At 47.4% G+C, this 22,566-nt stretch carries 21 protein-coding genes; 12 read left to right on the forward strand and 9 right to left on the reverse strand.

The features are described from left to right. Positions 1–201: 201 nt before the first annotated feature. The 4 genes from RB160_RS02990 to RB160_RS03005 all read left to right on the forward strand — a co-directional run bounded on the left by RB160_RS02990 (position 202) and on the right by RB160_RS03005 (position 3,867). Entirely contained in the window at positions 202–1,710 is a 1,509-nt protein-coding gene (locus tag RB160_RS02990; protein WP_316568713.1) for a carboxypeptidase M32, read from the forward strand. A gap of 275 nt (positions 1,711–1,985) precedes the next feature. Continuing rightward, on the forward strand, positions 1,986–2,183 hold the full coding sequence (locus RB160_RS02995) for a PLD nuclease N-terminal domain-containing protein (RefSeq protein ID WP_316568714.1): 198 nt from the start codon (positions 1,986–1,988) through the stop codon (positions 2,181–2,183). Beyond that, a complete protein-coding gene (locus tag RB160_RS03000; RefSeq protein WP_316568715.1) occupies positions 2,183–3,091 on the forward strand; it encodes an ABC transporter ATP-binding protein in 909 nt (302 codons plus the stop codon). The genes RB160_RS02995 and RB160_RS03000 overlap by 1 nt, the downstream gene beginning before the upstream one ends. Then, positions 3,088–3,867: an ABC transporter permease gene (locus tag RB160_RS03005; RefSeq protein WP_316568716.1), complete on the forward strand. Its 780-nt coding sequence runs from the start codon at positions 3,088–3,090 to the stop codon at positions 3,865–3,867. The genes RB160_RS03000 and RB160_RS03005 overlap by 4 nt, the downstream gene beginning before the upstream one ends. Before the next feature lie 353 nt (positions 3,868–4,220). On the opposite strand, the gene RB160_RS03010 is transcribed toward RB160_RS03005, so the two are convergent. Beyond that, the gene (locus tag RB160_RS03010) at positions 4,221–5,087 is read right to left on the reverse strand and encodes an alpha/beta hydrolase (protein WP_316568717.1); all 867 of its coding nucleotides are present in this window, start codon (positions 5,085–5,087) and stop codon (positions 4,221–4,223) included. A gap of 232 nt (positions 5,088–5,319) precedes the next feature. Between RB160_RS03010 and RB160_RS03015 the strand changes: the two genes are divergently transcribed. Continuing rightward, a complete protein-coding gene (locus RB160_RS03015; RefSeq protein WP_316568718.1) occupies positions 5,320–6,546 on the forward strand; it encodes an amidohydrolase family protein in 1,227 nt (408 codons plus the stop codon). A 95-nt stretch (positions 6,547–6,641) separates the two neighbouring features. Here the strand turns inward: RB160_RS03015 and RB160_RS03020 are convergent, their stop codons facing one another. Then, positions 6,642–6,770, reverse strand: coding sequence for a hypothetical protein (locus RB160_RS03020; protein ID WP_316568719.1), 129 nt, complete (start codon positions 6,768–6,770; stop codon positions 6,642–6,644). Between the two features lie 166 nt (positions 6,771–6,936). Between RB160_RS03020 and RB160_RS03025 the strand changes: the two genes are divergently transcribed. The 4 genes from RB160_RS03025 (at position 6,937) to RB160_RS03040 (ending at position 11,214) form a co-directional block, all read left to right on the forward strand. After that, the gene (locus tag RB160_RS03025) at positions 6,937–8,160 is read left to right on the forward strand and encodes a Zn-dependent hydrolase (RefSeq protein ID WP_316568720.1); all 1,224 of its coding nucleotides are present in this window, start codon (positions 6,937–6,939) and stop codon (positions 8,158–8,160) included. Between the two features lie 18 nt (positions 8,161–8,178). Continuing rightward, positions 8,179–9,363 (forward strand): M20 family metallopeptidase, encoded by a 1,185-nt coding sequence (locus tag RB160_RS03030; protein WP_316568721.1) that lies wholly within the window; start codon positions 8,179–8,181, stop codon positions 9,361–9,363. Positions 9,364–9,735: 372 nt separating this feature from the next. Further along, entirely contained in the window at positions 9,736–10,233 is a 498-nt protein-coding gene (locus RB160_RS03035; protein ID WP_316568722.1) for a Vir family protein, read from the forward strand. A gap of 135 nt (positions 10,234–10,368) precedes the next feature. Further along, entirely contained in the window at positions 10,369–11,214 is an 846-nt protein-coding gene (locus RB160_RS03040) for an aldo/keto reductase (RefSeq protein WP_316568723.1), read from the forward strand. A 147-nt stretch (positions 11,215–11,361) separates the two neighbouring features. On the opposite strand, the gene RB160_RS03045 is transcribed toward RB160_RS03040, so the two are convergent. Continuing rightward, positions 11,362–12,813, reverse strand: a complete 1,452-nt coding sequence (locus tag RB160_RS03045; RefSeq protein WP_316568724.1) for an alpha-amylase — start codon at positions 12,811–12,813, stop codon at positions 11,362–11,364. Positions 12,814–12,982: 169 nt separating this feature from the next. Here RB160_RS03045 and RB160_RS03050 point away from each other — a divergent pair, with 169 nt between their 5' ends. After that, a complete protein-coding gene (locus RB160_RS03050) occupies positions 12,983–13,861 on the forward strand; it encodes an SMP-30/gluconolactonase/LRE family protein (protein WP_316568725.1) in 879 nt (292 codons plus the stop codon). Positions 13,862–14,056: 195 nt separating this feature from the next. Next, complete coding sequence (locus RB160_RS03055; RefSeq protein ID WP_316568726.1) at positions 14,057–15,055, forward strand: hypothetical protein; 999 nt, start codon at positions 14,057–14,059, stop codon at positions 15,053–15,055. Between the two features lie 42 nt (positions 15,056–15,097). Here the strand turns inward: RB160_RS03055 and RB160_RS03060 are convergent, their stop codons facing one another. Further along, entirely contained in the window at positions 15,098–15,928 is an 831-nt protein-coding gene (locus RB160_RS03060) for a protein-glutamine gamma-glutamyltransferase (RefSeq protein WP_316568727.1), read from the reverse strand. A gap of 99 nt (positions 15,929–16,027) precedes the next feature. Between RB160_RS03060 and RB160_RS03065 the strand changes: the two genes are divergently transcribed. After that, complete coding sequence (locus tag RB160_RS03065) at positions 16,028–16,591, forward strand: YybS family protein (protein WP_316568728.1); 564 nt, start codon at positions 16,028–16,030, stop codon at positions 16,589–16,591. 171 nt (positions 16,592–16,762) lie between these two features. Here the strand turns inward: RB160_RS03065 and RB160_RS03070 are convergent, their stop codons facing one another. The 5 genes from RB160_RS03070 to RB160_RS03090 form a co-directional block, all read right to left on the reverse strand. Continuing rightward, positions 16,763–18,352: an acetolactate synthase large subunit gene (locus tag RB160_RS03070; RefSeq protein WP_316568729.1), complete on the reverse strand. Its 1,590-nt coding sequence runs from the start codon at positions 18,350–18,352 to the stop codon at positions 16,763–16,765. A gap of 218 nt (positions 18,353–18,570) precedes the next feature. Further along, the gene (locus RB160_RS03075; RefSeq protein ID WP_316568730.1) at positions 18,571–20,682 is read right to left on the reverse strand and encodes a transglycosylase domain-containing protein; all 2,112 of its coding nucleotides are present in this window, start codon (positions 20,680–20,682) and stop codon (positions 18,571–18,573) included. A 383-nt stretch (positions 20,683–21,065) separates the two neighbouring features. Next, entirely contained in the window at positions 21,066–21,191 is a 126-nt protein-coding gene (locus RB160_RS03080; protein ID WP_316568731.1) for a hypothetical protein, read from the reverse strand. A 114-nt stretch (positions 21,192–21,305) separates the two neighbouring features. Further along, positions 21,306–21,458 carry a YpzG family protein gene (locus RB160_RS03085; RefSeq protein ID WP_082306864.1) on the reverse strand — a complete coding sequence of 51 codons (153 nt, stop codon included), beginning with the start codon at positions 21,456–21,458 and terminating at the stop codon, positions 21,306–21,308. 148 nt (positions 21,459–21,606) lie between these two features. Beyond that, a complete protein-coding gene (locus RB160_RS03090; protein ID WP_316568732.1) occupies positions 21,607–22,551 on the reverse strand; it encodes an aldo/keto reductase family protein in 945 nt (314 codons plus the stop codon). Positions 22,552–22,566: the final 15 nt, after the last annotated feature.

Genomic DNA, 22,566 nt, shown 5'->3' on the forward strand with positions numbered 1-22,566 from the left:
ATTGTAGAATTTTGTATTTTTATATAGGAAGAAACAGAAATTTTAGCGTTTTGTCTACGTAAAGACGGACTTAATGGTTCCTTTTGTATAAAAAAGTAGTTTGAAAATTTAAGCTAATTTTTGGATGGGAGAGAGAAAACGGGTATAATGGGGAAGCGGCCCACCCTTTAAGGGCGGCAATTTTCAAAGGGGGGAAAATCAATGGATAGACAGAAAGCAATTGAAGATTTTAAAGCACTTGACGAAAAAATTACCCATTTCCAAAGTATATCAGGCCTTGCCGATTGGGATCAGAAAGTAATGGCACCGAAAAAAGGGCGCGCCCAGTTCGCCAAATCGATTGGCACGTTGCGGACGGAAGCGTTTAAGCTGTCCGTTTCAGAAGAGATGGGCAGGCTGCTTGAGGAATTGACATCTGAATCGGCTGAACTTGACGAAGTAACAGCTGCACAGGTTCGCGAGCGGAAGGAACAATATGATCGTTCAAAGCGGATTCCCGCTGAGGACTTTAAAGCATTCGCCATTTTGACAGCCCAAGCGAATGACGCGTGGGAGCACGCGAGAGAGCACAACGACTTCGGCCATTTCGCTCCGTACCTTGAAAAAATTGTTGCGTTCAGGCGGAAATTCGCCGAGTTGTTCGGTTATGAAAACCATCGATATGATGCGATGCTCAATGAATTTGAACCAGGACTGACGGTGGCCAAGCTAGACCCACTTTTTGCAAGGCTGCGGGACACAAGCGTCGCGCTTTTGGAGCGGATCAAGAAATCGCCGAACCAGACAAATTCGGAGATTTTCAGCCAGAAATACAATGTTGAGAAGCAAAAGGAATTCAACCGCTTCATTTTGCCAATCATCGGTTTTGACATGGAAGCGGGCAGGCTAGATGAAACCGTCCACCCATTTGCGCAAAGCATCACGATCGGCGATGTCCGATTGACGACAAGGTATCTTGAAGACAATGTCCGCTCCGCGCTTTTCGGAACAATCCATGAAGCAGGACATGGTATTTACGAACAGAACATCGACCCGAAATTTGAAGGTACCGTATTGGCAAGTGGGACTTCCTTTGGCATTCATGAATCCCAGTCGCGTTTCCTTGAGAACATGGTTGGCCGCAGCAGGGCGTTCTGGAGCTATTTTTACCCAAGGATGGTTGAGTTTTTCCCAGAGCAGCTTGGAGCTGTCAGCGAGGAAGATTTCTACCGGGCGGTTAACACTGTGGAGCCTTCTTTTATCAGGATCGAGGCGGATGAACTGACGTATAACCTGCATATCATGGTCCGTTATGAAATTGAAAAAGCGCTCATGGCCGGCGAAATCGAGGTACATGAACTTCCTTCCATCTGGAACAGGAAGATGGAGGAATACCTTGGAATCACGCCAGAAACGGACCGGGAAGGCGTCCTCCAGGATGTCCACTGGTCATTTGGCGGCATCGGCTACTTCCCTTCGTATTCACTTGGCAACCTATACGCGGCGCAAATCCTGAATACCATTAGGAAGGAAATGCCTGATTATGAAGCGGCCATTGCCAAGGGTGATTTTGCTCCAATCGTCGGGTGGCTGAAGGAGAAAATCCACCAGCACGGTTCACTTTACAGGCCAAATGAGCTGATTGTCCGGGTAACAGGAGAAGAATTGAACGCAGATTACCTTACTGAGTACCTTGAAGCGAAATATTCTGAGGTTTATAAATTGTCATAGGAACAACTTGCTGAGAGCCTGGGCAATCCGTTTTATTTAGTATTTGAAAGAGAGCCTGCCACTTGGCAAGCTCTCTTTTTTGAGGTTTTTTTAACCGTCGAGTAGGTTAGTTATATACTGGCTTAAATAGTAGGGAGTAATCTTTTTTATTCCCTTATAATATTTTTTCTGAAAATCTATTAGAAAAATATGGACGCAACTCCTATTTATGCTACTATAAAATAAGACTTTAGTCACAGAATTGTCACCATATATTCGTTAAGGGGGAATGAAAAATGGATGTTGGCGGTATTGGATTAGGCATTTTGCTGCCGATCATGCTAATCCAGCTAGTTTTGCTTGTTATCGCGATTGTTGACCTGATTCGGACTGAAGAGACGAATGGGCCGAAGTGGGTATGGGCGCTGGTTATTTTGGTGTTCAGTTTTATCGGGCCAATTGTGTATTTCATTTTTGGAAGGAGAAATACTTAATGCCCCTCGTAGAAATTAGCGGCCTTAAAAAGAGCTTTAAAGGAAACGAAGTCATCAAGGGGCTCGACTTTGTTTTAAAAAAAGGGAAATGTACAGCGTTGCTTGGACCAAATGGCGCTGGGAAAACGACGACGCTGAGAATGCTGTCCGGGCTGATGGAGCCGACGGAAGGGACAATCGTTTTCCCGGATGCGAAAAAAGGGGAAGATCTCCGGAAGTTTATCGGGTATCTGCCCCAGTTTCCTGTGTATTATAACTGGATGACTGCCCAGGAATTTTTGTCGTACGCCGGAAGGCTCGGCGGGCTTTCGAAAAAGGAAGCGAAAGAGAGGACCGGGGAGCTACTGGAAATGGTCGGGATTGCTGATGCGAAAAAGCGTCAGGTTGGCAAATATTCAGGCGGTATGAAGCAGCGGCTCGGTATCGCCCAGGCGCTGATTCACCGTCCAAAACTCATTATGCTCGACGAACCGGTTTCCGCGCTCGATCCCTTTGGCAGAAGGGAAGTCCTTGAGCTTCTTGAAAAATTGAAAAACGAAACGACAGTATTGTTTTCCACACATATTTTAAATGATGCCGAGGAAGTTTGTGATGAAATCCTCTTCCTCCATAATGGGGAAATCGTAGAATCGGGTACGATGGTTGAACTACGGGATCGCCATAAGCAATCGAGGGTTGAGCTGCAATTCAATGGCCAGGCAGAAGATTACAAAGGAGCCTTTGCATCGGCCCAGTATGTACATGACATAGAAGTCGCAAACGGCCAAATGAAGATTTTCGTTACCGACCTTGATAAAGCTACGAATAGTATACTGAAGATTGCAGCGAATGGAGAGTTTCCGGTTACAAAGATTGAATCCAGCCGGATGACACTTGAAGATATTTTTATGAAGGTGGTGGGAAAATGAGCCAGTTCCTAACCCTTCTGCAAAAAGAAATACTCGAAATGTGGCGGAACTATAAATGGGTCTGGGTTCCGATCGTATTTATTATTCTCGGCGTACAGGAGCCGTTGTCAATCTATTACATGCCGCAGCTTATTGACTCGCTTGGCGGGCTACCTGAAGGGTCAGTCATCGAAATCCCGACGCCCTCCTCAGCGGAAGTGCTCGTTGGCGGCATCGGGCAGTACAATATGTTTGGATTCATAATTACTATCCTTTTATGCATGAGCCTCGTAGCGGGTGAGGTGAAAAGCGGGACAGCCGCGATGATCCTTGTTAAGCCCGTGAAACATGGCTACTATATCGCTGCAAAATGGGTTGGCGTCCTATTACTCCTTTGGGCCTCATTCTTTATCGGATATCTTGTAACATGGTATTATACCGGGCTACTCTTTGATTGGGTCCCGTTTGACTCGTTTCTTGGTTCATTTTTTATTGAAGGCTTATGGCTAACATTCATTGCCACGATTACGTTGTTTTTCAGCGCTTTATTCAATGTTCCCGGCGCTGCGGGGTTTGCAGGCGCGGGAATCGTCATCATTCTTTCTCTTGTCAGCAGTTCGCTCGCACACCTTCTTGAATGGAGCCCAGGGATGCTGCCAACATACGCCTCAAGCTATCTTCTCGAGGATGGCCTTAAACAGGATGGGAGTATGACGATCGTGCTTACGGCAGTAATCCTCGCCATATTACTCTTCCTCGCGATGAGGATTTTTAAGAATAAAGAACTTGCTGATTAAAACAAAATGCGCAAGCGCCTTGGTTAGCCCCGACAAGCTTAAGACGGGGCCCGCAGGACACTGAATGTCACCCCTGAATTCGCCCACGCACGAAGGAAATGCAAGCATTTCCGAGGACGGGCCTGCCCTCCGGAGGGAACCGGCTTAAGACCTCGAGGGGCTAGGCGCTGAAGCTGGATTACAATAACTCATTTTGAGTTTTCAACAATGTTCTATTTAAAGTTTCCTAAGAAGAACAAAACAAACCGGCTGGCAGTTCCAGTCCGGTTTGTTTTGTTTAAAGATGTATTTTTCGAAGCGCGCGACTTTTAAGAAGGTTGTTATTTAGATAATTGATTTTCTTTAACTGGTCTTCAAATAACCGATTTCAGGAAGTTGATGACTTCGGAGAATGCATCCTTCACCGCTGGGTCGTCCATCTTTTCATCGAATAAATGAGCGCCTCCGGGTATAGTAATCAGTTTGTTTTGGACTCCCGCTTCAGTCAGCTTTTGGGCCATTTGTTCCGATTCTTCATATGGAACATCGTCATCCTTCGTGCCGTGCAGAAGCATTGTTGGTGGGTAATTCGCATTGATATTCCAAAAAGGAGACCATTTTTGAAGCTGCTTCTTCTCGAAGAGGGTGTCAATTCCTGATACATCCCCAATCCAATCTCCGGTTTGCCTTCCATATAAATAAATTCCATATCGTTCGGTGATTGGCCCTACAGTGATCGGGTCCTTTTTTACAAGCATGGTCCGCAGCTCCTTTGGAACCCTGGCCATCGCCTGAAAGTATGGGCTTGGTTTAAGTGCCCAGTTGCCCGTAATATCTCCATACCCATAGAAGGAAACGATCGCTTTCGGCTTTGTTTCTAATGTCCCACTCAAAAGGGAAAGGTAGCCGCCAGCAGAACCACCCGAAACGATAATTTTCTCCGGGTCAATTCCAAATTGGGCCGCACCCTCTGTTCTCAACCAATCGAGTGCATCCTCTACATCCTGCTTGATTTCAGGAATCTTTACTTCCGGGGCAAGCCTGTAATCGATGGAGAACACGGCAAAACCCGCGTCATTATAAAGCCTGATTTGCTCTTCCTTCATATCCTCGCGGGAGCCCCAAATGAGGCCGCCTCCGTGTATATACATAATCACTGGCGCCGAGTTGGCCGATGCTGGATAAAAATCCCCTTTCACTTCAAGGTTACCGATTGTTTTGTACACAACAGTTGTTTTCATATCGTTCAACTTCTTTCTCTAAATGGTTCTTTTTAAGAAATAATACTAGTATAGCAATTGTCTTGGCAAATGACAAAAAATCAAGGTAAGTTAAGGCTGGGATATGGAGTTTTCAGATTTGGTTTTATTCTAAAAAAACGAATTAATTGCGGAGAATACAGCCGTTCCGTATGATGGATGAGAGAATTTAAAAATTATTAAAGCAGGGAAAACGTAAAATCTGGAGGACAGTATGATGGATATTTTGTTCAAGCAAGTAAGGCTAAAAGATGGTGAAGAGCTGAAAGACGTTGCCATCAAACGCGGAAAAATTGAAGCGATTGCAAAAGAACTGAATGTGGATGCTGCGAGGGTTATCGAAGGGAACGGAAAAGTATTAATCCCTGGCCTTGTCGAAAGCCATATCCACTTGGATAAAGCGCTGATTGCCGACAGGCTTCCAAATAAATCAGGTACTTTGCAGGAGGCGCTGTCGGTAACTGCCCAGCTGAAGCCTACTTTTTCAAAAGAGGATATTGCCGACCGGGCGGAACGTACCCTTCAAATGCTAATCAAACATGGTACTACCCACATCCGCACGCATTCCGAGTTCGATCCTTCCCAAGGCTTTACAGGTTTCGAAACCGTTATGGAACTGAAGGAAAAGTACAGGGGCATCGTAGATATCCAAGTTGTTGCTTTCCCGCAGGAAGGGATTTTGAAAGCGCCCGGAACAGAAAAAATGATGTACGAAGCGATGGATATGGGCGCGGATGTTGTTGGCGGAATCCCTTACAACGATACTCCATGGGATAAACATATCGACCTCGTATTTGAAATTGCGAAGAAATACGACAAGCCCATCGACTTCCATCAGGACTTCAAAGATGGTGCCGACGGAATGAACATCGAATACGTTTGTGAAAAAACAATAAAAGAAGGCTACCAAGGACGAGTTTCCGTCGGCCACTTGACTGCACTAGGAGCACTTCCAAAGGAACGCTTGCAGCCAATCATTGAAAAAATGGCTGAAGCGGAAATCAGCGTCATGAGCTTACCCGCAACCGATCTTCACCTGGGCGGAAGGCACGATGAGTTCAACGTTCGCCGCGCTTTGACTCCGATCAGAGCGCTTAGGGACGGAGGCGTCAATATGTGCATCGCGACAAATAACATCCGCAACGCCTTCACGCCATACGGAACAGGCGACGTGATGCTAACTGCGATGCTCGCAATCCCTGCGGCCCACCTTGGCGGAGCGGATGACCTGCCAACCGTATTGCCGATGATTACAACAAACCCTGCAAAAGCGATGCAAGTTTCCGGGTACGGCATTGAAGAGGGGAATAACGCTGACGTTGTCCTTCTTGACACTCAATCTGTAACTAACGCAGTCATCGACATGCCAGCCAAGCTTTTCGTAGTGAAGAGCGGCAAGCTTACAGTTGAAACGAAGAAATCTGTTGAGCTTTTCTTTTAAAATAGGATTTCCTATGCGAAGGGCGGCGAAATGCCGTCTTTTACGGTGTGAAATGGCAGGTTCGCTTTGGAATAGAGGATGGATTAGGTTCACAATCACGGCGTATCGTCCGATTTCCAGAATATATCGCCCACTTTTTGGATTTTTTCGCCCACTTTTTTGAATTTATCCCCCACTTTTTCAATGATATCGAAAATTTCAAGGCGGATATCGAAAACTGCCACTTTTTAGACACAATTAAACGGCGTGTAAAAGAACAAGAGCGCCGTGAAACACTCTGTGAAACAAGAAAATTCGGGGAGTGACAGGCACTGTTCGCATTTGTTGTTCGCATTTCGTAATAAAAAGTTTTATAATTATATGATAATTCGTTAATTGGAGATGTTATGAATGGTAAATTCGAACCGGCTGTGGGAGAGGCTGCAGCAGCTTAGTAAGATAGGAGCGACACAGAACGGGGGAGTTACCCGACTTTCTTTTACAAAAGAAGAGCGGGAGGCGAAGGATTTAATCGCTGAATTCATGAAAGAGGCGGGCCTTTCGGTTAGGGAAGACGAAGCCGGAAACCTGATTGGCCGAAGGGAAGGCACAGTTGAGGGTGCACCTGTCGTTATGACTGGTTCGCACATCGATTCCGTATTTGACGGCGGGAATTTCGATGGGCCACTTGGCGTGATGTCGGCAATCGAAGCGTTGCAGACGATGGAGGAAGAAGGAGTAACAACTGAGCATCCGATTGAGGTTGTAGCCTTCACGGATGAAGAGGGGGCTCGCTTCAGCTTCGGGATGCTCGGAAGCCGCGCGATTGCTGGACTGGTTTTGAATGAAGAACTTGAAAACAGGGACAAGGATGGCATTACCATTGCGGAGGCGATGGAAGCAGCGGGGTTCAACCCTCAAGAAATCGGCAAGGCCGCCCGGAAAAAAGAAGATGTGAAAGCATATATTGAACTACATATTGAGCAGGGAAAGGTTCTTGAAAAAGAGAATTTAGCGGTGGGAGTTGTTTCTGGCATTGCCGGACCGCTTTGGATGAAGTTTACGGTGGAAGGCGAGGCCGGCCATGCAGGCAATACGCCAATGGGCATCCGCCACGACGCAATGACAGCAGCTGCACGGATGATGTTGATGATTGAGGAGGAGGCTATTAAAACAGGAACGTCCGTCGGAACGGTCGGCCAGCTCAATCTTTTCCCAGGCGGAATTAACATCATTCCAGGCAGGGTAGAGTTTTCGCTCGATCTAAGGGATATTAATGAAGAAACCCGGGATATGGTTGAAAGGGCAATTTTAAAAGAAGCGGGAAGGATAGCTGAGGAACAGGGGGTCAAACTAACTGTCGAAGACCTGCAGCGGATACCACCCGCACCTTGTAACGAAGAAATCCAGCAGGCGGTTCGTGAGTCAATTGCAGAAGCAGGTTTACAAACAATGACCCTGCCTAGCGGCGCCGGCCATGATGGGATGCAATTCATCGGTTTATGGCCAATTGGCATGATTTTCGTCCGTTCGAAAAACGGCATCAGCCATGACCCTGCTGAATGGACATCCCAGGAAGATTGCGCCGCCGGAGCGGACGTGTTATACAGGACTCTTTTAAAACTGGCAAACTAATCGAAGGAGATGGGGAAAATGGAAACAAGCGCAACATTAAACTTGAACGAACTGGCAGAGCAGATTTCTGCTCAGGTTGTCGAGTGGAGAAGGTACCTTCACAGCAACCCGGAATTGTCATTCCAAGAGGAAAAGACAGCACAATTTGTTTATGATACACTTGCCGGATTTGGCGGGCTGGAATTGTCGAGGCCGACAAAAACGAGTGTTATGGCGAGGCTCATTGGCGGACAGCCAGGTAAGGTTCTTGCCATCCGCGCCGATATGGACGCGCTGCCAATCACGGAAGAAAATGAGTTCGAATTTACATCACAAAACCCTGGCGTCATGCACGCGTGCGGTCACGACGGCCATACTGCGATGCTTCTCGGGACGGCGAAAGTGCTTTCTGGCTTGAAGGACCAGATTAAAGGGGAAGTCCGTTTTCTGTTCCAGCACGCCGAGGAATTGTTTCCAGGCGGCGCCGAGGAAATGGTTTCGGCCGGGGTTATGGACGGCGTCGACCTCGTCATCGGAACTCACCTTTGGTCACCGCTTGAGATTGGGAAAATTGGCGTTGTGTACGGCCCGATGATGGCCGCACCTGATACATTCTGGATTACCGTAAAAGGAAAAGGTGGCCATGCAGCGCTTCCGCATCAGACAATCGATTCGATTGCGATTGCCGCCCAGGTTGTCACAAACCTTCAGCACGTAGTTTCAAGGAATACCGACCCGCTAGACAATCTTGTACTGTCCGTCACCCAGTTCATTGGCGGAACAACTCATAACGTCATCCCGGGCTCCGTGCAAATGTGCGGTACAGTCCGCAGCTTCGACCCGAAATTGCGAGAAACCATGCCTGCGGTGATGGAACGGGTCATCAAAGGAATCACCGAAGCCCATGCTGCAACCTATGATTTCAAATATGAATTCGGCTACCGCCCGGTCATTAATGATGCCGAGGTCACGAAGGTTATTGAAGAAACAGTCCTCGAAGTATTCGGCGAAGAAACACTCGACCTCATGCGCCCGAACATGGGAGGAGAAGATTTCTCCGCATTCCAGCAAAAAGCTCCTGGCGCGTTCTTCTATGTCGGAGCAGGCAACAAAGACAAAGGGATTGTGTATCCACATCACCACGCAAAATTCACCATTGATGAGGATGCGCTGGAAATTGGTGTTAAGACGTTCTTGCATGCGACTTTTAAGTTTTTGCGCTAAACTTTGCGAACTGGCGTAGGCTATAGAAAATTTTTATAAACATGGAAGGAGTTACCCAGGTACCCAGTTGTACTGGATCGGTGATCGTCCATAAGTTTTTGAGTTTACTTTTATGAATGAACCAGCCAGTTTTTTTAAAAAATTTATCCTCGTCACATAAACAGGAGCAGGCGCTCGTCAAATTCATTTGCGTCCTACGTTGCAATAAGAAGCCGTATGGGGTTTGTAGTTCCCTATACGGCTTTTCAAATTTTATTAAGTGCTGCTCAAAAGAGGGAATAGTGGCACTGAAGAGAAATAAAGAACTAATGAATCGGCTAATTTTTCGTTTTGAACTAATCAGCAAAATTCCTTAATCATGGAGGGGTATGTATGTTTTCAGTGGATGGCTATTTAAATTCAATTAAAGCAAACCTTGAAAAACAAACTGATGTTTTGGTAGGGAATTTAAAAACTATTTTTACCTATAACTTTTCTTCGGAAATAGATTTAATTGATTTCTCTGCATTTATTGAGCCTACAAGGTTTGAACTATCTATTCGATTGTTTTCAATGGATAAAGAAGCCAATGAAGTTTTTCATGAAGGGGATGACTTAACGGTTTTTGCTGGGAGTGAGGTACTTACAGAAGTTGAATACTTTCAACTTAACGAAAGTCAGTTGGATGATTTTTTTGAGTTTTACGAGCAGAATGAAGAGGTGCTGAATACGCAAGAACAAAAAGTATTTACGGATTGGTTTAATCAATGCTGGGAAAAAGCGGGTGGAGATGGTTTGAAAATACCTGCATATTTTGTCTTCCATGATGATGTAAAATCATATGACTTAAATAATAAACAATGGATTGATGATGATGACAAATGGACATAAACAATGTACAAACCCATACCCGCACCATCCACATGCCGCAAAGCGGGAATGTTTGCAATCAAATATGCACAGTGGCAATATGTAAGTGCAAGTATAGTGTTCAATTTTTAAGGAAACGTGTCTGGAGGAATGAGGATGACTGCGAAGCATTTGCAGGATACGGTGACATTACATAATGGCGTGAAGATGCCTTGGTTCGGGCTTGGGGTTTATAAGGTCCAGGAAGGCGATGAGGTTGTCAGGGCCGTGAAAGCTGCGATTAAAAATGGCTATCGAAGCATTGATACGGCAGCTGTTTATAAAAATGAAGAGGGTGTTGGAAAAGCGATCAAGGAAGCGCTTGATGAAAATGGACTCAGCAGAGAGGAACTTTTCATTACCTCGAAGGTTTGGAACTCAGACCAAGGGTACGATTCTACACTCGAGGCGTATGAAACGAGCTTGAAAAAGCTTGGCCTCGATTACCTTGATTTGTACCTTATTCACTGGGCGGTGAAGGGGAAGTACAAAGAAACATGGCGCGCGCTGGAGACCCTTTACAAGGAAGGGCGTGTCAGGGCGATTGGCGTGAGCAATTTTCACATCCATCATCTCGAGGACCTTTTGAAGGATGCGGAAATCAAGCCGATGATTAACCAGGTTGAATACCATCCGCAATTGGCTCAGCGTGACCTTCTTGCATTCTGCCGCGAGCAGGGGATCCAACTAGAAGCTTGGTCTCCACTTGCCCATGGTAAGCTTCTAGACAATGAAACATTGAAGGAAATCGCCAGCAAATACAATAAATCGGTCGCCCAGGTCATTTTGCGATGGGATTTACAAAATAAGGTGGTCACCATCCCTAAATCAATCAATGAACACCGCATCATTGAAAACGCATCGGTTTTCGATTTTGAACTTTCTCAGGACGATATAAAAAAAATCAACGGCCTGAATGAGGATCGCCGTGTCGGTCCCGATCCGGACAACTTCAATTTTTAAAAAAGAAAAAGCGGCTTTCCCCCTCGTTGGGAAAGCCGTTTTCAGTTACCTTGTATCGACTTATAAACTTGACAGTTAAAATGGTAACGAAAAGCCGGTTTACTGTTTGGCGGATGGAAAGTGGTTTTCCCATACATTCAAGTAAAATCAGCCAACCGCCCAAACAGATACGGTTCCGCCATTGACGCGGAACGTTGCCCAGCCGTCTTGCTCAATCACCGCTTCGTCTTGGCGGTTGCCGGTAATGTCCTTCCACATTTGGCCGGCGCGCTCCTCACCGACGAACATCCGTTTTTCGCCCTCGTCGCCGTTTGAAATGAGAACAGCACATCCCGAATTCTCGTGTTCCGGTACGCCTCCACGCACCCATCCGATTGTGTTCGGATGGTCGAAATAGTCTGTCTGCTCGCCATAGGCCAAATGTTTTCGGGCATACAGAAGGGGGTCGAGGGCAGCTTTTTTCCCATCGCAAGGTTCGGGCCCTCCGATTCCGAAATAGTCTCCGTAAAAGAGGCAAGGGTAGCCGGCGCCCCTTAACAAGATTAATGCATATGCGCTTTGCTTGAACCAGTCTTCAACCCACGACTCCAGAGCTTCATGCGGCTGGGAGTCATGGTTATCCACAAAGGTGACCGCATTGCGGCGGTGGGACTGGACGAGCGTGTCATCGAATATCGTCGTCAAATCGAAGTCACGGCCGGCTTTTGAAGCATTGTGCAATTTATAATGAAGAGGTACGTCAAACAGGGCGATATTGTAGTCGACGATGTCCAGGTATTCGCGGCATTTTTGAAGATCGGGCTTCCAGAATTCCCCGACGAAAAAGAAATCCTCGCCGCGGTGGTCCATCATCGTATGAACGAAATCATTGATAAACTTATGATTTATGTGCTTAATGGCATCGAGCCGGTAGCCGTGGCAATTGGTCGTATCGGCGAGCCATTTTCCCCAGCGTATCATTTCTTCCCGCACTTCGGGGTGGTCATAGTCATAGTTGGCGAACATGAGATAATCATAGTTGCCAAACTCGTCATCGACATGGTCGCTCCACGATTTATGCTCACCGAGTATTTGAAAGACGCCTGTTTTCCCGGTTTTAACGTCATAATCCGTTCCGTTGAAATGGTGGTAGTTCCATTTAAAAGAAGAGTAGGCATCGCCGCGCCCGGCAAAATTGAATTTTGTCCAGCCTTCGATTTCAAAAGGTTCTGAGATGACTTTGGTCCGGTCCATTTCGTCCACCTGGACTACCTGGAACGTTTCCGTTTCGTCGGCTCCGGCTTTATGGTTCATGACCACATCGAGGTAGACCTTGAGATCATTTTCATGGCATGCCTGGATGGCTTCAATCAGCTCATCCTTTGTTCCGTATTTTGTCCTGACGCTTGTTTTTTGGTCGAATTCCCCAAGATCGTACAGGTCGTAAGGAGCATACCCCACGTCATTGGGCGAAATCGCTTTCGTGGGCGGCGGCAGCCAGATCGAATCAATTCCAATCCGTTTTAGTTCTGGGGCCAGCTCCTTCAGCCGGCTCCAATGCTTGCCGTCTGCGGGCAAATGCCATTCGAAAAATTGCATCATTGTTTTATTTTCAACCATGAACCTTATCCTTTCCGAAAAAAAATACCGCCTAACTGGCTGAATAATCATTTACCCTTAAGTCCGCTCAATTAATCACATGGACATTGGTGAATGATGTTTGTTTATATTTATAAAAGGGTTTAGTAGAACAGAGCGCAAGAAATCGTTGTACATAAGGAGGATCTTCATGCAAAAAGAAGTTGAGCTTGTTGTTGACGCGAAGGCAGTGCTAGGAGAAGGGCCGAGTTGGGACAGGAAATCGGGGGTCCTGTACTGGGTGGACATCGAGGGAAAGAAGGTCCACCTCTATGACCCGAGTACTGGGGATGACAATGCGATTGATGTTGGCCAGATGGTAGGTGCGATCGTCCCGCGGGAATCAGGCGGAGCTGTTGTTGCACTTGAAACAGGTTTCCACTTTTTGAACCTTGAGACAGGTGGGCTGGAGCCAATTTGTGATCCGGAAACCAACTTGGATACGAACCGGTTTAATGACGGAAAATGTGATCCCGCTGGGCGCTTTTGGGCTGGCACGATGGATAATAACGGCTCTGAAAAGAACGGTTCCCTATATTGCCTAGAGCCATCTCTTTCTTTTAAAAAGAAGCTTGAAGGGCTGGGCATTTCGAATGGCCTAGCCTGGTCACCTGACAACAGGTATCTTTATTTCATCGACACGCCGACCGGGAAAGTCGTCCGGTACAATTATAAGCTGGAAACCGGTGAAATCAACGAACCAAAAGAGGTTGTCACAATTCCGGACGGGGAAGGGTTCCCGGACGGAATGACGATTGATGAGGAAGGGTTCATTTGGATTGCGCATTGGGCCGGTGGGAAAGTGAGCAGATGGAATCCGGAGACCGGGGAAAAGGTGGAAGAAATCAGGGTTCCAGCTGTAAATGTGACGTCCTGCACGTTTGGCGGTCAGGATTTTTCGGAGCTGTACATTACAACTGCAAGGAATGGAATGTCCGATGAAGAACTGGAACGGTTCCCGCATGCTGGGGGAGTTTTTAAGGTGAAACCTAGCGTGAAAGGGATGCCTACCAACGAATTTAAAGGATAATCGGTTTAAGTTGGTACCTGAATAATGATTTTTACTTGCTTGATGAAGTAAAAAATGGCCGTGCCGGTTAAGGTTTATCCGTTTGCAGAATGAATAGAGTCGTATGGCGTTAACTGAATAATTGGCCGGGCTCCGTTTAGGTTTGTCCCCTTGAGGTAAAGGAGTATAAAAACCAGACCGAAAAGGAGAATGCCTATGCCTGGTTGGGTAATTGGAACGATTGTCGGGGCTTGGGTTTTATTATTCATTATTGAAGAGGCTGGACAGTACTTCTGGAAACGGTATGTGGAAGATGAACCTTTGAGGACGCGGCGCAGCCGAGTTCATTTTACACGGAGGCGATGGGCTTCCGGTATGCTTGAAAGGGTTTCGGCGATTGGAGCAGGAGTTTTTGGAAGAATAAACAAACATGTTGCGTGGCAAAATGCTGGCCGTTTTGCAGGCAAGATTTCAGGAAGATGTACCGCAGCTTTTAAAGGGGTTCGAAGCCATGCAGTGTGGGAGAAGCTTTCACTGTTTGTGGGCCGATTTTCCCGAAAAGGATCAGGTCCAATAGGCAGGGTGCGAAGCCATACTTCATGGGAAAAGCTCTCGTTGTTCGTTGGCCGATTTTTCCGAAAAGTAGCCGTTGCAATAGGAAAGGTGCGAAGCCATGCTTCATGGGAAAAGCTCTCGTTGTTCGTTGGCCGATTTTTCCGAAAAGTAGCCGTTGCAATAGGACAGGTGCGAAGCCATCATTCATGTGAAAAGCTCTCGGTGTTCGTTGGCCGATTTTACCGAAAAGTAGCCGTTGCAATAGGACAGGTGCGAAGCCATGCTGCATGGGAAAAGCTCTCGTTGTTCGTTGGCCGATTTTTCCGAAAAGTAGCCTCAGCAATAGGAAAGGTGCGAAGCCATCCAGCATGGGAGAAGCTCTCCCTGTCCGTGGGCCAATTTTTCCGAAAAGGGGAAGTTAAAATTCGCCGCAATCCTGTCTGGCAGAAAGCATCGTTTTATGATGGAAGCTTGGACAAGATTAAATCACGATTCGCGGACTCCATGGCAGGATGTTCAACGTTTGTGAAAAGAGCCGCCACTGTGGTTGGTTCAAGCGTTAGGTCGTTGGCACTTCTAAGTGTTAAAGGTGTAAAGCTCTGCTTGGCCGGTGCTTCCACAATCGTGCGGAAATACCGAAAAAGTTCATCGCATTCATAAGAAAAAGACGTATGTTCCGGCATACGTCTTTTTGCGTTGCGGTCAAAGGAGATACGTTTTTGTGCCGATTTCGGAGACAATGAGATTTGCTGGATGGCAAATTTCTTGAAGTCTGAAAACCCCGCGGTCATCCAAACAACGGAATTGGCTTAGATAGCGGAAGTTCGGAATTGCTACGACATCGGTTAGATAGGCTTCACGTTTGGCGTTTTTCTTCCTTTTCGTATTAAGGAAGTCGATGATGAATTTCCCGGGTACGATTCCGATTCCGTGGGCAAAGTAGAGGTTCCGGTCCAATAGAATCGCATTCTCGCCTTGCCAGTGGATTGTTTTAGGATCGACGTCTGGGTTTTTAAAATAGAGGCAATCCCCTGGCAAAAAGTCCGTGCTGTTGAATATTTTTAGATCAAGGTCTGCGTCATACTGCCAATCGTACAGCTTCAGCCCAGCGAAAAGCCGGTTGAATATCGCTGTGTCAATTGAGTCGAGCACAGCCTTATAAAAGATGATTAACATGGCAGTCGCGCATTCGAAGGCGTATTTCTTGCCGTTTATAAAAATATCGTTAAGCGCGGTATGGGGCAGGACGTTTGGTTTGAGTATAATGGCGCCGCGATTATCCAGATACCAATACTTTTCATTGCACCTCGTCGTTGCGAACGTCGCAAAACCGGGATTGCTTTTATTCATCAAAACGGCCGCTCGCATGATGCGAAGCCTCATCTCCAGCTCAAAGTCCAATTCGCCGATGGTCGCGAACGGATAAACCTTTTTCGATTTCCCCATCCATTGAAGAATCTTCAATTTTTGCCTGGACGGCTTCATAGCGTTAAGTTGGTTAACCGCCACAATCTTCTGATTGATTGTAATCACTTCAGCCTCCCCTTTGTTGGCAATTTTCCAAACATACGATTCTCATTGCAATTAATATCCAGTAGGGTAGCGAGCATAGTATGGAAACGAGGTGGTCCAATGGTTTTCTTAAAAGAAATAAAACAGGATATTCAGTTCGCCCAAGTGAAATTTAGTTGCTATTCAGCATCGATGAAGCTTGTTTTCGGCGCGCTCCTCGCCGGCATTGCGGCTGTCCTGCAATCGGCGGGCGGCTTTTTCCCAGGCATCGGGTATGTGGTTAGCCCGTTCGCGACCGCACCGATTTTGCTTTGTTTTATCGTATCGCCATGGACCGGCACACTGTCGTATCTCATCACGTGCCTGCTGCTGGTCGTCCTTCAGCCGAGTGAACTTTTCGTTTTTCCGTTTACAACCGGCTTGCTCGGGGCTGGGCTAGGCACTGCGTTTACGATTGGCAAGAGAAAATTGGCCATTATTTGTTCAGGGGCGGTTAGCTTGGCAGCTGGAATCCTCATTCTCCTCTACGTGTTCCGTTTCCCGGTGCTTGGTCCGATGGCGTCCAGTTCGTTTTCAATTACTGCAACAGGCGGCATCCTGCTCTTTTCATTCCTGTATGCGTGGCTGTGGGTGGAGGCTGTTTTGTTCTTTTTTAAAAAAATAAAAGCCATCCTACCTGGGTAACTTTCCGGACTACGTCTTTCGGGACGCTTCAAGTAGTACAACTCGTACGAAATTCACGTATAAATAAATTGCGAAATCAAACCCGGGGTTGGTCCATTTCGAAAATTGCCTTTTTACCTTCATATTCATGTAGAAGCCGTCCATATTCCAGCCGCAAAAGGAAAAAAGGAATTACATCAATAATTCTATTAAGGAAATGCCTTCAGGTTCGGAAAGGTAGTCATTAAAAGCGGTTTCGAACTCTTCCAAAGTGGCAACCTGCTTGCCTTCTATACCAAAGCTTTCGGCTAATTTTACAAAATCGGGGTTTTGGAACCTTACGCCATAGCTCTCGCCAAACTTTTTCTCCATTTGCTTCACTTCGAGCTTTAACATCGAGTCGTTGATGACAATAATCAGGAACGAAAGCCCAAGACGTTTGGCGGTTTCGAGTTCGGCAAAGTTCATCAAGGCGCCGCCGTCTCCGGTGACTGCGATGACAGGGGCATCCGGGCAGGCGAGTTTGGCTCCGATACAGCCCGGAATCGCGATTCCCATCGTCGCCAGCCCATTGGAAATGACGAGCCTGTTCGGCATTTTCGGCTGATACGTCCTCGCGATGGAAACTTTATGGTTTCCGACATCGGAAATTAAGATTGTCTCATTCGGAGAAAGTCTCTCAATCGTTTGAAGAATCTGCTCCAGTTTCAAAGGTCCGCCACTAGAATCGGAGGGCTGCCGCTTTATTTTGAATGCGTCCATAATAGATTCTTTTAGATTGCCGGAAGGAGCCCATGATTTCTCATGAATTTCTGATTGATTGAGCAATCTTAGACTCTCCTCGATGTTCCCTACTAGTTCAACGGTGACCGGGTAATATTCATTTGTTTCCGCAGGCAGGGAGTCGATGTGCAAAACAGGGGTTTTTCCCTTGTTCCAGTGGTTCGGCAGCTTTTCGGAAAAGTCGAACCCGATCACGACCAATAAATCCGCCTCCTCGATTCCGGAGAGCGCCTCGTCCTTTTCGTTAAAACCAAACGTAAAGTAATTTTGCGGATGGTCAGGTTCTAAAATTCCTTTCGCCTTAAAACTGTGTGAAACGGGCGCCTTTAGCTTTTCGATAAAGGTTCTCAGTTCCTCGGCAGCATCCTGCCTGAACACACCATTTCCGACAAGGAGATAAGGTTTGTTATGCTGTTCGATCAACTTGGCTGCGGCCTTGATGGCTTTTTCGGATGGCACGCTCTCGTGCAGGGGAGTGGCCACCAAAGGCATTTTATCCGTATCCTCCGTTAAAATGTTCTCGGGTAGGACAATCGCCACCGCGCCTGGCTTTTCCATGGCCGCCAGCTTGAATGAGTTGCGGACAACGGCCGGCAAGGTATCGGGGTCCACGATTTGCGTGCATTCCTTCGTAATTGGCTCGAACAGTTTGACAAGTTCTACATATTGGTGCGATTCCGGATGTTGGCGCTTCATGTCTGCCTGGCCAATCAACGCCACCAGAGGGGAGTGGTCCAACTGCGCGCTCGCTGTCCCGGTCACAAGGTTCGTTGCTCCCGGCCCAAGTGTTGACAGGCAAACACCCGGTTTTCGGGAAAACCGCCCATACACATCAGCCATAAACGCCGCGCCCTCTTCATGGCGGACATTAATGAACTGGATTTTGTCCGATTTTGCCAATGAATCAGCCAGCGCGAGCACCTCCGTCCCGACAATTCCAAAAATATACTCCACACTTTCATTTTCAAGACACTTCACTAAAACATCCGCTGCTCTCATAGCTCCTCCTTTTAAAAAAACGATCATACGATTAGTTTAGTTGAATGCAAGGCTGTTATGCAAAAGGGATTCAAAGCTAAAGTAGGTAGCCGCTCAAAATGGAATTTGGGCGAGGCCTTATAGTTACATATAGCCTTTGAAACATAAAGAAAACCCGCTAGGCAGTTTTGAATCCTAGCGGGTTTTCCTATTTTAATGGGTGAAAGAGGGGTGCCATCCTATCTGTTTTTCAGCTCCTGTATCTTTTCAGCGAGCCTGCCAAACCCGTCCATCATGGCTTCAACGCCTGTATCAAGCGCCTTTTTCCATTTAGGGGCTTCCTGTTTGATCGTTTCAGCCGCCTGGCCGACTTCTTCCCTCAGTTTTTCGGTCTGGGCGAGGAGTTCTTCTTTCGAAAAAAGCGGGTCCGGTTCCTCGCCGGCAACAGCGATGCCAAACGATTTTTCCTGCAAGTAAGGCTTTGCCTCCTGCATGATTGCCTTGAAAATCGGGGCGGTCCCCTGAGAAGCGTTCGTTGTCAAATAATGCTCGAGGTCGGTCCGGTCGTAGCCCATCCAAATCGCTCCGGCAACTTCCGGTGTGTAGCCGGCAAACCATTGATCCTTCGTTCCCTTTATATCCGCGAATGGAAGCTGGGTCGAACCGGTTTTCCCTGCAATATCGAGTCCGCTGACCCGAGCAGCTCTCCCGGTGCCATTTTCCACGACGCCAAGCAGCATGGAAGTGATTTCCCGCGACACCCGTTTGGAAGTTACTTTTACGGTTTCCTTCTTGTGGGTCGCGATTTCATTGCCGGTCGGGCCGACAATCCGGACGATGAAATGCGGGTCATGCCGCTTCCCATCGTTCGCCAATGCCGAATAGGCTGAAGCAAGCTGAAGAGGGGAGATGCCGTGGTGCATCCCGCCAAGCGCTAGGGCAAGGTTCCGGTCTTCCTTCTGGATCGGGATTCCGAACCTTTCCGCCGCATCGGCACCTTTGCTTACGCCGATTTCATTCAGGAGCCAAACGGTCGCCACATTGATTGATTGTTCCGCCGCTTTGTACATCGGCACTTTTCCCGAATACCTTTTTGTCACGTTTTCAGGTTTGTATCCGTTGAACTCCATTGGTTCATCAACGAGCTCGGATTCCGGCGTGTATCCTTCCTCGAGCGCGGGAGTATACACTGCGAGCGGCTTCATTGTTGATCCCGGTTGCGCTTTAAGCTGGGTCGCCCGGTTGAATCCGCGGAAGACATGTTCTCCGCGGCCCCCGATAACACCCATGACCCCGCCCGTTTGCGGTGAAATTAACACCGCGCCGCTTTGGACGATTTCTCCGCCACGTCCGCGAGGGAAGAGCCAGTCGCGCTGGTACACTTTTTCGAGTGATGTTTGCAAATTAGAATCCAGTTCCGTGTAAATCCGGTAGCCTCTTGTTAAAATTTCATCCTGAGTCAGTCCGTACTTTTTAATCGCTTCATTGATGACTGCATCTACATAGTACGGATATTTCCGTTTAATCTTTGTCCCCTCGCCATCGCTGAGAGCGATTTTTTCCTTTACGGCTCGCTTGTATTCCGCATCGGAAATTTTGTTCAGCTCCCGCATTTTCGCGAGAACGACATTCCTCCGTTCCAACGCCCGGTCATAATGGTTGAACGGGTCATAGGCGGAAGGTGCCTTGAGCAATCCCGCTAGCAGCGCGGCTTCACTTACAGTGACATCCTTAATGTTTTTATTGAAATAACGCTGCGACGCGGAGCCAATTCCCCAAGCGCCGCTGCCGAAATAAACCTGGTTTAGGTACATTTCAAGAATTTCATCTTTTTTATACGTGTCCTCAAGCTTCGCGGCAAGGAACAATTCCTCGGCTTTCCTGCGATACGTTTGTTCAGGCGAGAGCAGTGCATTTTTCGCAAGCTGCTGGGTAATCGTACTTCCGCCGCCCGTAATCCTTCCGGCAAGCAGGTTGCCGAAGAACGCTCGCGCAATCCCACGGATGTCAAAACCGTTATGTTGGTAAAAACGTTCGTCCTCGATCGAAATGACGGCATTTTTCACATGGTCGGGCAGCTGGTCAATCTTGATCCCGCCAATCCTGTTGGCCGTCACTTCCGCCGCTTTTACCCCATCTCTATCATAAATGACCGTGGACTGGCTAAGCCCCTCCTTCAGGGACTCCACGTTGGCGCGGCTCGCAAGCCATGCGAAGAACAATATCGTTACGAGCAGTGTAATCAATGCGATCAGCAAAAGAATCTGAGTCAAATGCCGCTTTTTCCAAAAACGGCGCACTTTTTCCCAATAAGGGCGTAATTTATCCCAAAAAGGATGCAATTTTTCCATAAGAAATCAACCTTCAATCGATTTAGCTTATAGCAGAAGGATACCAAAAGAGTGGGCAATGTCAAAATAGATAGGTGCCAGTACAGGGGGATTTAGCCAGAATTTAGGAAGTTTGTGGCAGGAGGGGAGAGGTTATAAGGCAGGCAGGCCTGTTTTTGCTGGTAAACTAGCTAGCCGGCCTTTTGTTCAATTGCTTGGAGCCTCTCGGGTGCAGCAACGGCTTTTAAAACGGACTTTAAGTCATTTTAAGGAAGCTTTTATGGATTCAGAAGGGACTTTCTATAAATTAGCAGGGATTTTGACGCTGACAGGTAACCTTTTCGAATCAGCCTGTGGCCATTTAGGTTGGCGGAGGGACCCTTTTAAAGTTTATCGCCCACTTTTTAAAAGATATCGAAAATTTCAGGCAGGATATCGAAAGATTTTTTTAGGATATCGAAAATTTCAAGCCACTTATCGAAAACTGTCACATTTTGGACACAAGTAAAGAGCAGATAAATTGTGCCCAAAAGAACGCCCTCCATCGCATAAATAGTTAGCAGCAGAGACACCGCCTTTCCCAACAAAAAAACGGCACCCCTTCGCAAAAAAGGGTGCCGCACACACGTTTCTCCTGCCAGCCATCACCAGCGGTGCGCTTTCGCGTTGCTCCTCAGGATGATGTCTGTTTGTGACATTTTCGTTTGGCCATTCAGCTGTGACTTTGTGTGCTTCCGGCTTTGAAACGCCTGGTGAAAAAGACCTGAACGCGGATCAAGATAATCCTTGTAGCTCATTTTATCACCTCTATGCAGGATTTTGGTGAAACGCTGGCATCACGGGGGTGCCAGTATTATCTTTTCTTGGAAACACACAAATTAAACTAGCCCGACTTTTGTAAAATTAGAACATTACCCCTGCAGTCATTGATAAGCTTTACTTGATCTAGCGAAGAATATCCTCAATTTGAGCAAGCACATCGGCTGAAAGTTTGACGCCGCTTGCTTTGACGTTTTCCACAACCTGTTCCGGGCGGCTCGCGCCAATCAACGCGCTCGAAACGCTTTCCTGGCGAAGAATCCACGCAAGGGCAAGCTGGGACAGACTCAAATCGAGTTCGGCTGCAACTCCTTTTAGCTGCTCAACCTTCTCAAGGTTCTCATCCGTCAAAAGGCCGAACAGGTTCGCATATCCTTCAACTGAAGCTCTGCTGCCGGCAGGGATGCCTTCACCTTTTTTATACTTCCCAGTCAGGACGCCCTGAGCGAGAGGGGAGAACACAACCTGGCCGATACCATGCTTTATGCTGACCGGCAAAACTTCAGCCTCGATATAACGCTGCAGCATGCTGTACTTAGGTTGGTTGACGACAATCCGGTCAAGCAGTTTTTTATCTGCAAGATGGACCGCTTCGGTAATTTGCTCGGCAGTCCATTCACTTACTCCGATATAAAGAACTTTCCCTTGGCGGACGAGGTCATCCAGTGCGCGCAGTGTTTCCTCAAGAGGGGTTTCCGGGTCATAGCGGTGGCAATAGTAAAGGTCTACATAATCCGTGCCGAGCCGCTTCAGGCTTGCGTTCGCCTGCTCGATGATATGTTTCCGCGACAAGCCTTTGTCATTCGGGCCTTCACCCATTTTGCCAAATACTTTCGTGGCAAGCACATACGACTCACGAGGGTATTTGCTCAGCGCCTTGCCGACCACTTTTTCAGCTTCGCCGCGGATATAAACATTGGCCGTATCGAAAAAATTGATTCCAAGCTCATACGCCTTGGCAATCGACGCCTCCGCATTTTGCTCCTCAACGTAACCACCATATGTAAGCCAACTTCCAAGACTGATTTCACTCACTTTCAGCCCCGTTTTCCCCAACCTGCGATACTCCATCCCGATCACTCCTTA

Origin of the sequence: Neobacillus sp. YIM B06451 (genome assembly GCF_032667185.1) — a bacterium.
Lineage (GTDB): Bacteria > Bacillota > Bacilli > Bacillales > Cytobacillaceae > Bacillus_D.

Excerpts from the sequence above, each read along its gene's own strand:
- RB160_RS03055 (WP_316568726.1), top strand. The coding sequence starts at position 14,057 with ATGCCTGGTTGGGTAATTGGAACGATTGTCGGGGCTTGGGTTTTATTA.
- RB160_RS03045 (WP_316568724.1), bottom strand. The coding sequence starts at position 12,813 with ATGGTTGAAAATAAAACAATGATGCAATTTTTCGAATGGCATTTGCCC.
- RB160_RS03025 (WP_316568720.1), top strand. The coding sequence starts at position 6,937 with ATGGTAAATTCGAACCGGCTGTGGGAGAGGCTGCAGCAGCTTAGTAAG.
- RB160_RS03090 (WP_316568732.1), bottom strand. The coding sequence starts at position 22,551 with ATGGAGTATCGCAGGTTGGGGAAAACGGGGCTGAAAGTGAGTGAAATC.
- RB160_RS02990 (WP_316568713.1), top strand. The coding sequence starts at position 202 with ATGGATAGACAGAAAGCAATTGAAGATTTTAAAGCACTTGACGAAAAA.
- RB160_RS02995 (WP_316568714.1), top strand. The coding sequence starts at position 1,986 with ATGGATGTTGGCGGTATTGGATTAGGCATTTTGCTGCCGATCATGCTA.
- RB160_RS03040 (WP_316568723.1), top strand. The coding sequence starts at position 10,369 with ATGACTGCGAAGCATTTGCAGGATACGGTGACATTACATAATGGCGTG.
- RB160_RS03010 (WP_316568717.1), bottom strand. The coding sequence starts at position 5,087 with ATGAAAACAACTGTTGTGTACAAAACAATCGGTAACCTTGAAGTGAAA.
- RB160_RS03035 (WP_316568722.1), top strand. The coding sequence starts at position 9,736 with ATGTTTTCAGTGGATGGCTATTTAAATTCAATTAAAGCAAACCTTGAA.
- RB160_RS03065 (WP_316568728.1), top strand. The coding sequence starts at position 16,028 with ATGGTTTTCTTAAAAGAAATAAAACAGGATATTCAGTTCGCCCAAGTG.
- RB160_RS03075 (WP_316568730.1), bottom strand. The coding sequence starts at position 20,682 with ATGGAAAAATTGCATCCTTTTTGGGATAAATTACGCCCTTATTGGGAA.
- RB160_RS03005 (WP_316568716.1), top strand. The coding sequence starts at position 3,088 with ATGAGCCAGTTCCTAACCCTTCTGCAAAAAGAAATACTCGAAATGTGG.
- RB160_RS03050 (WP_316568725.1), top strand. The coding sequence starts at position 12,983 with ATGCAAAAAGAAGTTGAGCTTGTTGTTGACGCGAAGGCAGTGCTAGGA.
- RB160_RS03085 (WP_082306864.1), bottom strand. The coding sequence starts at position 21,458 with ATGAGCTACAAGGATTATCTTGATCCGCGTTCAGGTCTTTTTCACCAG.
- RB160_RS03030 (WP_316568721.1), top strand. The coding sequence starts at position 8,179 with ATGGAAACAAGCGCAACATTAAACTTGAACGAACTGGCAGAGCAGATT.
- RB160_RS03000 (WP_316568715.1), top strand. The coding sequence starts at position 2,183 with ATGCCCCTCGTAGAAATTAGCGGCCTTAAAAAGAGCTTTAAAGGAAAC.
- RB160_RS03070 (WP_316568729.1), bottom strand. The coding sequence starts at position 18,352 with ATGAGAGCAGCGGATGTTTTAGTGAAGTGTCTTGAAAATGAAAGTGTG.
- RB160_RS03015 (WP_316568718.1), top strand. The coding sequence starts at position 5,320 with ATGATGGATATTTTGTTCAAGCAAGTAAGGCTAAAAGATGGTGAAGAG.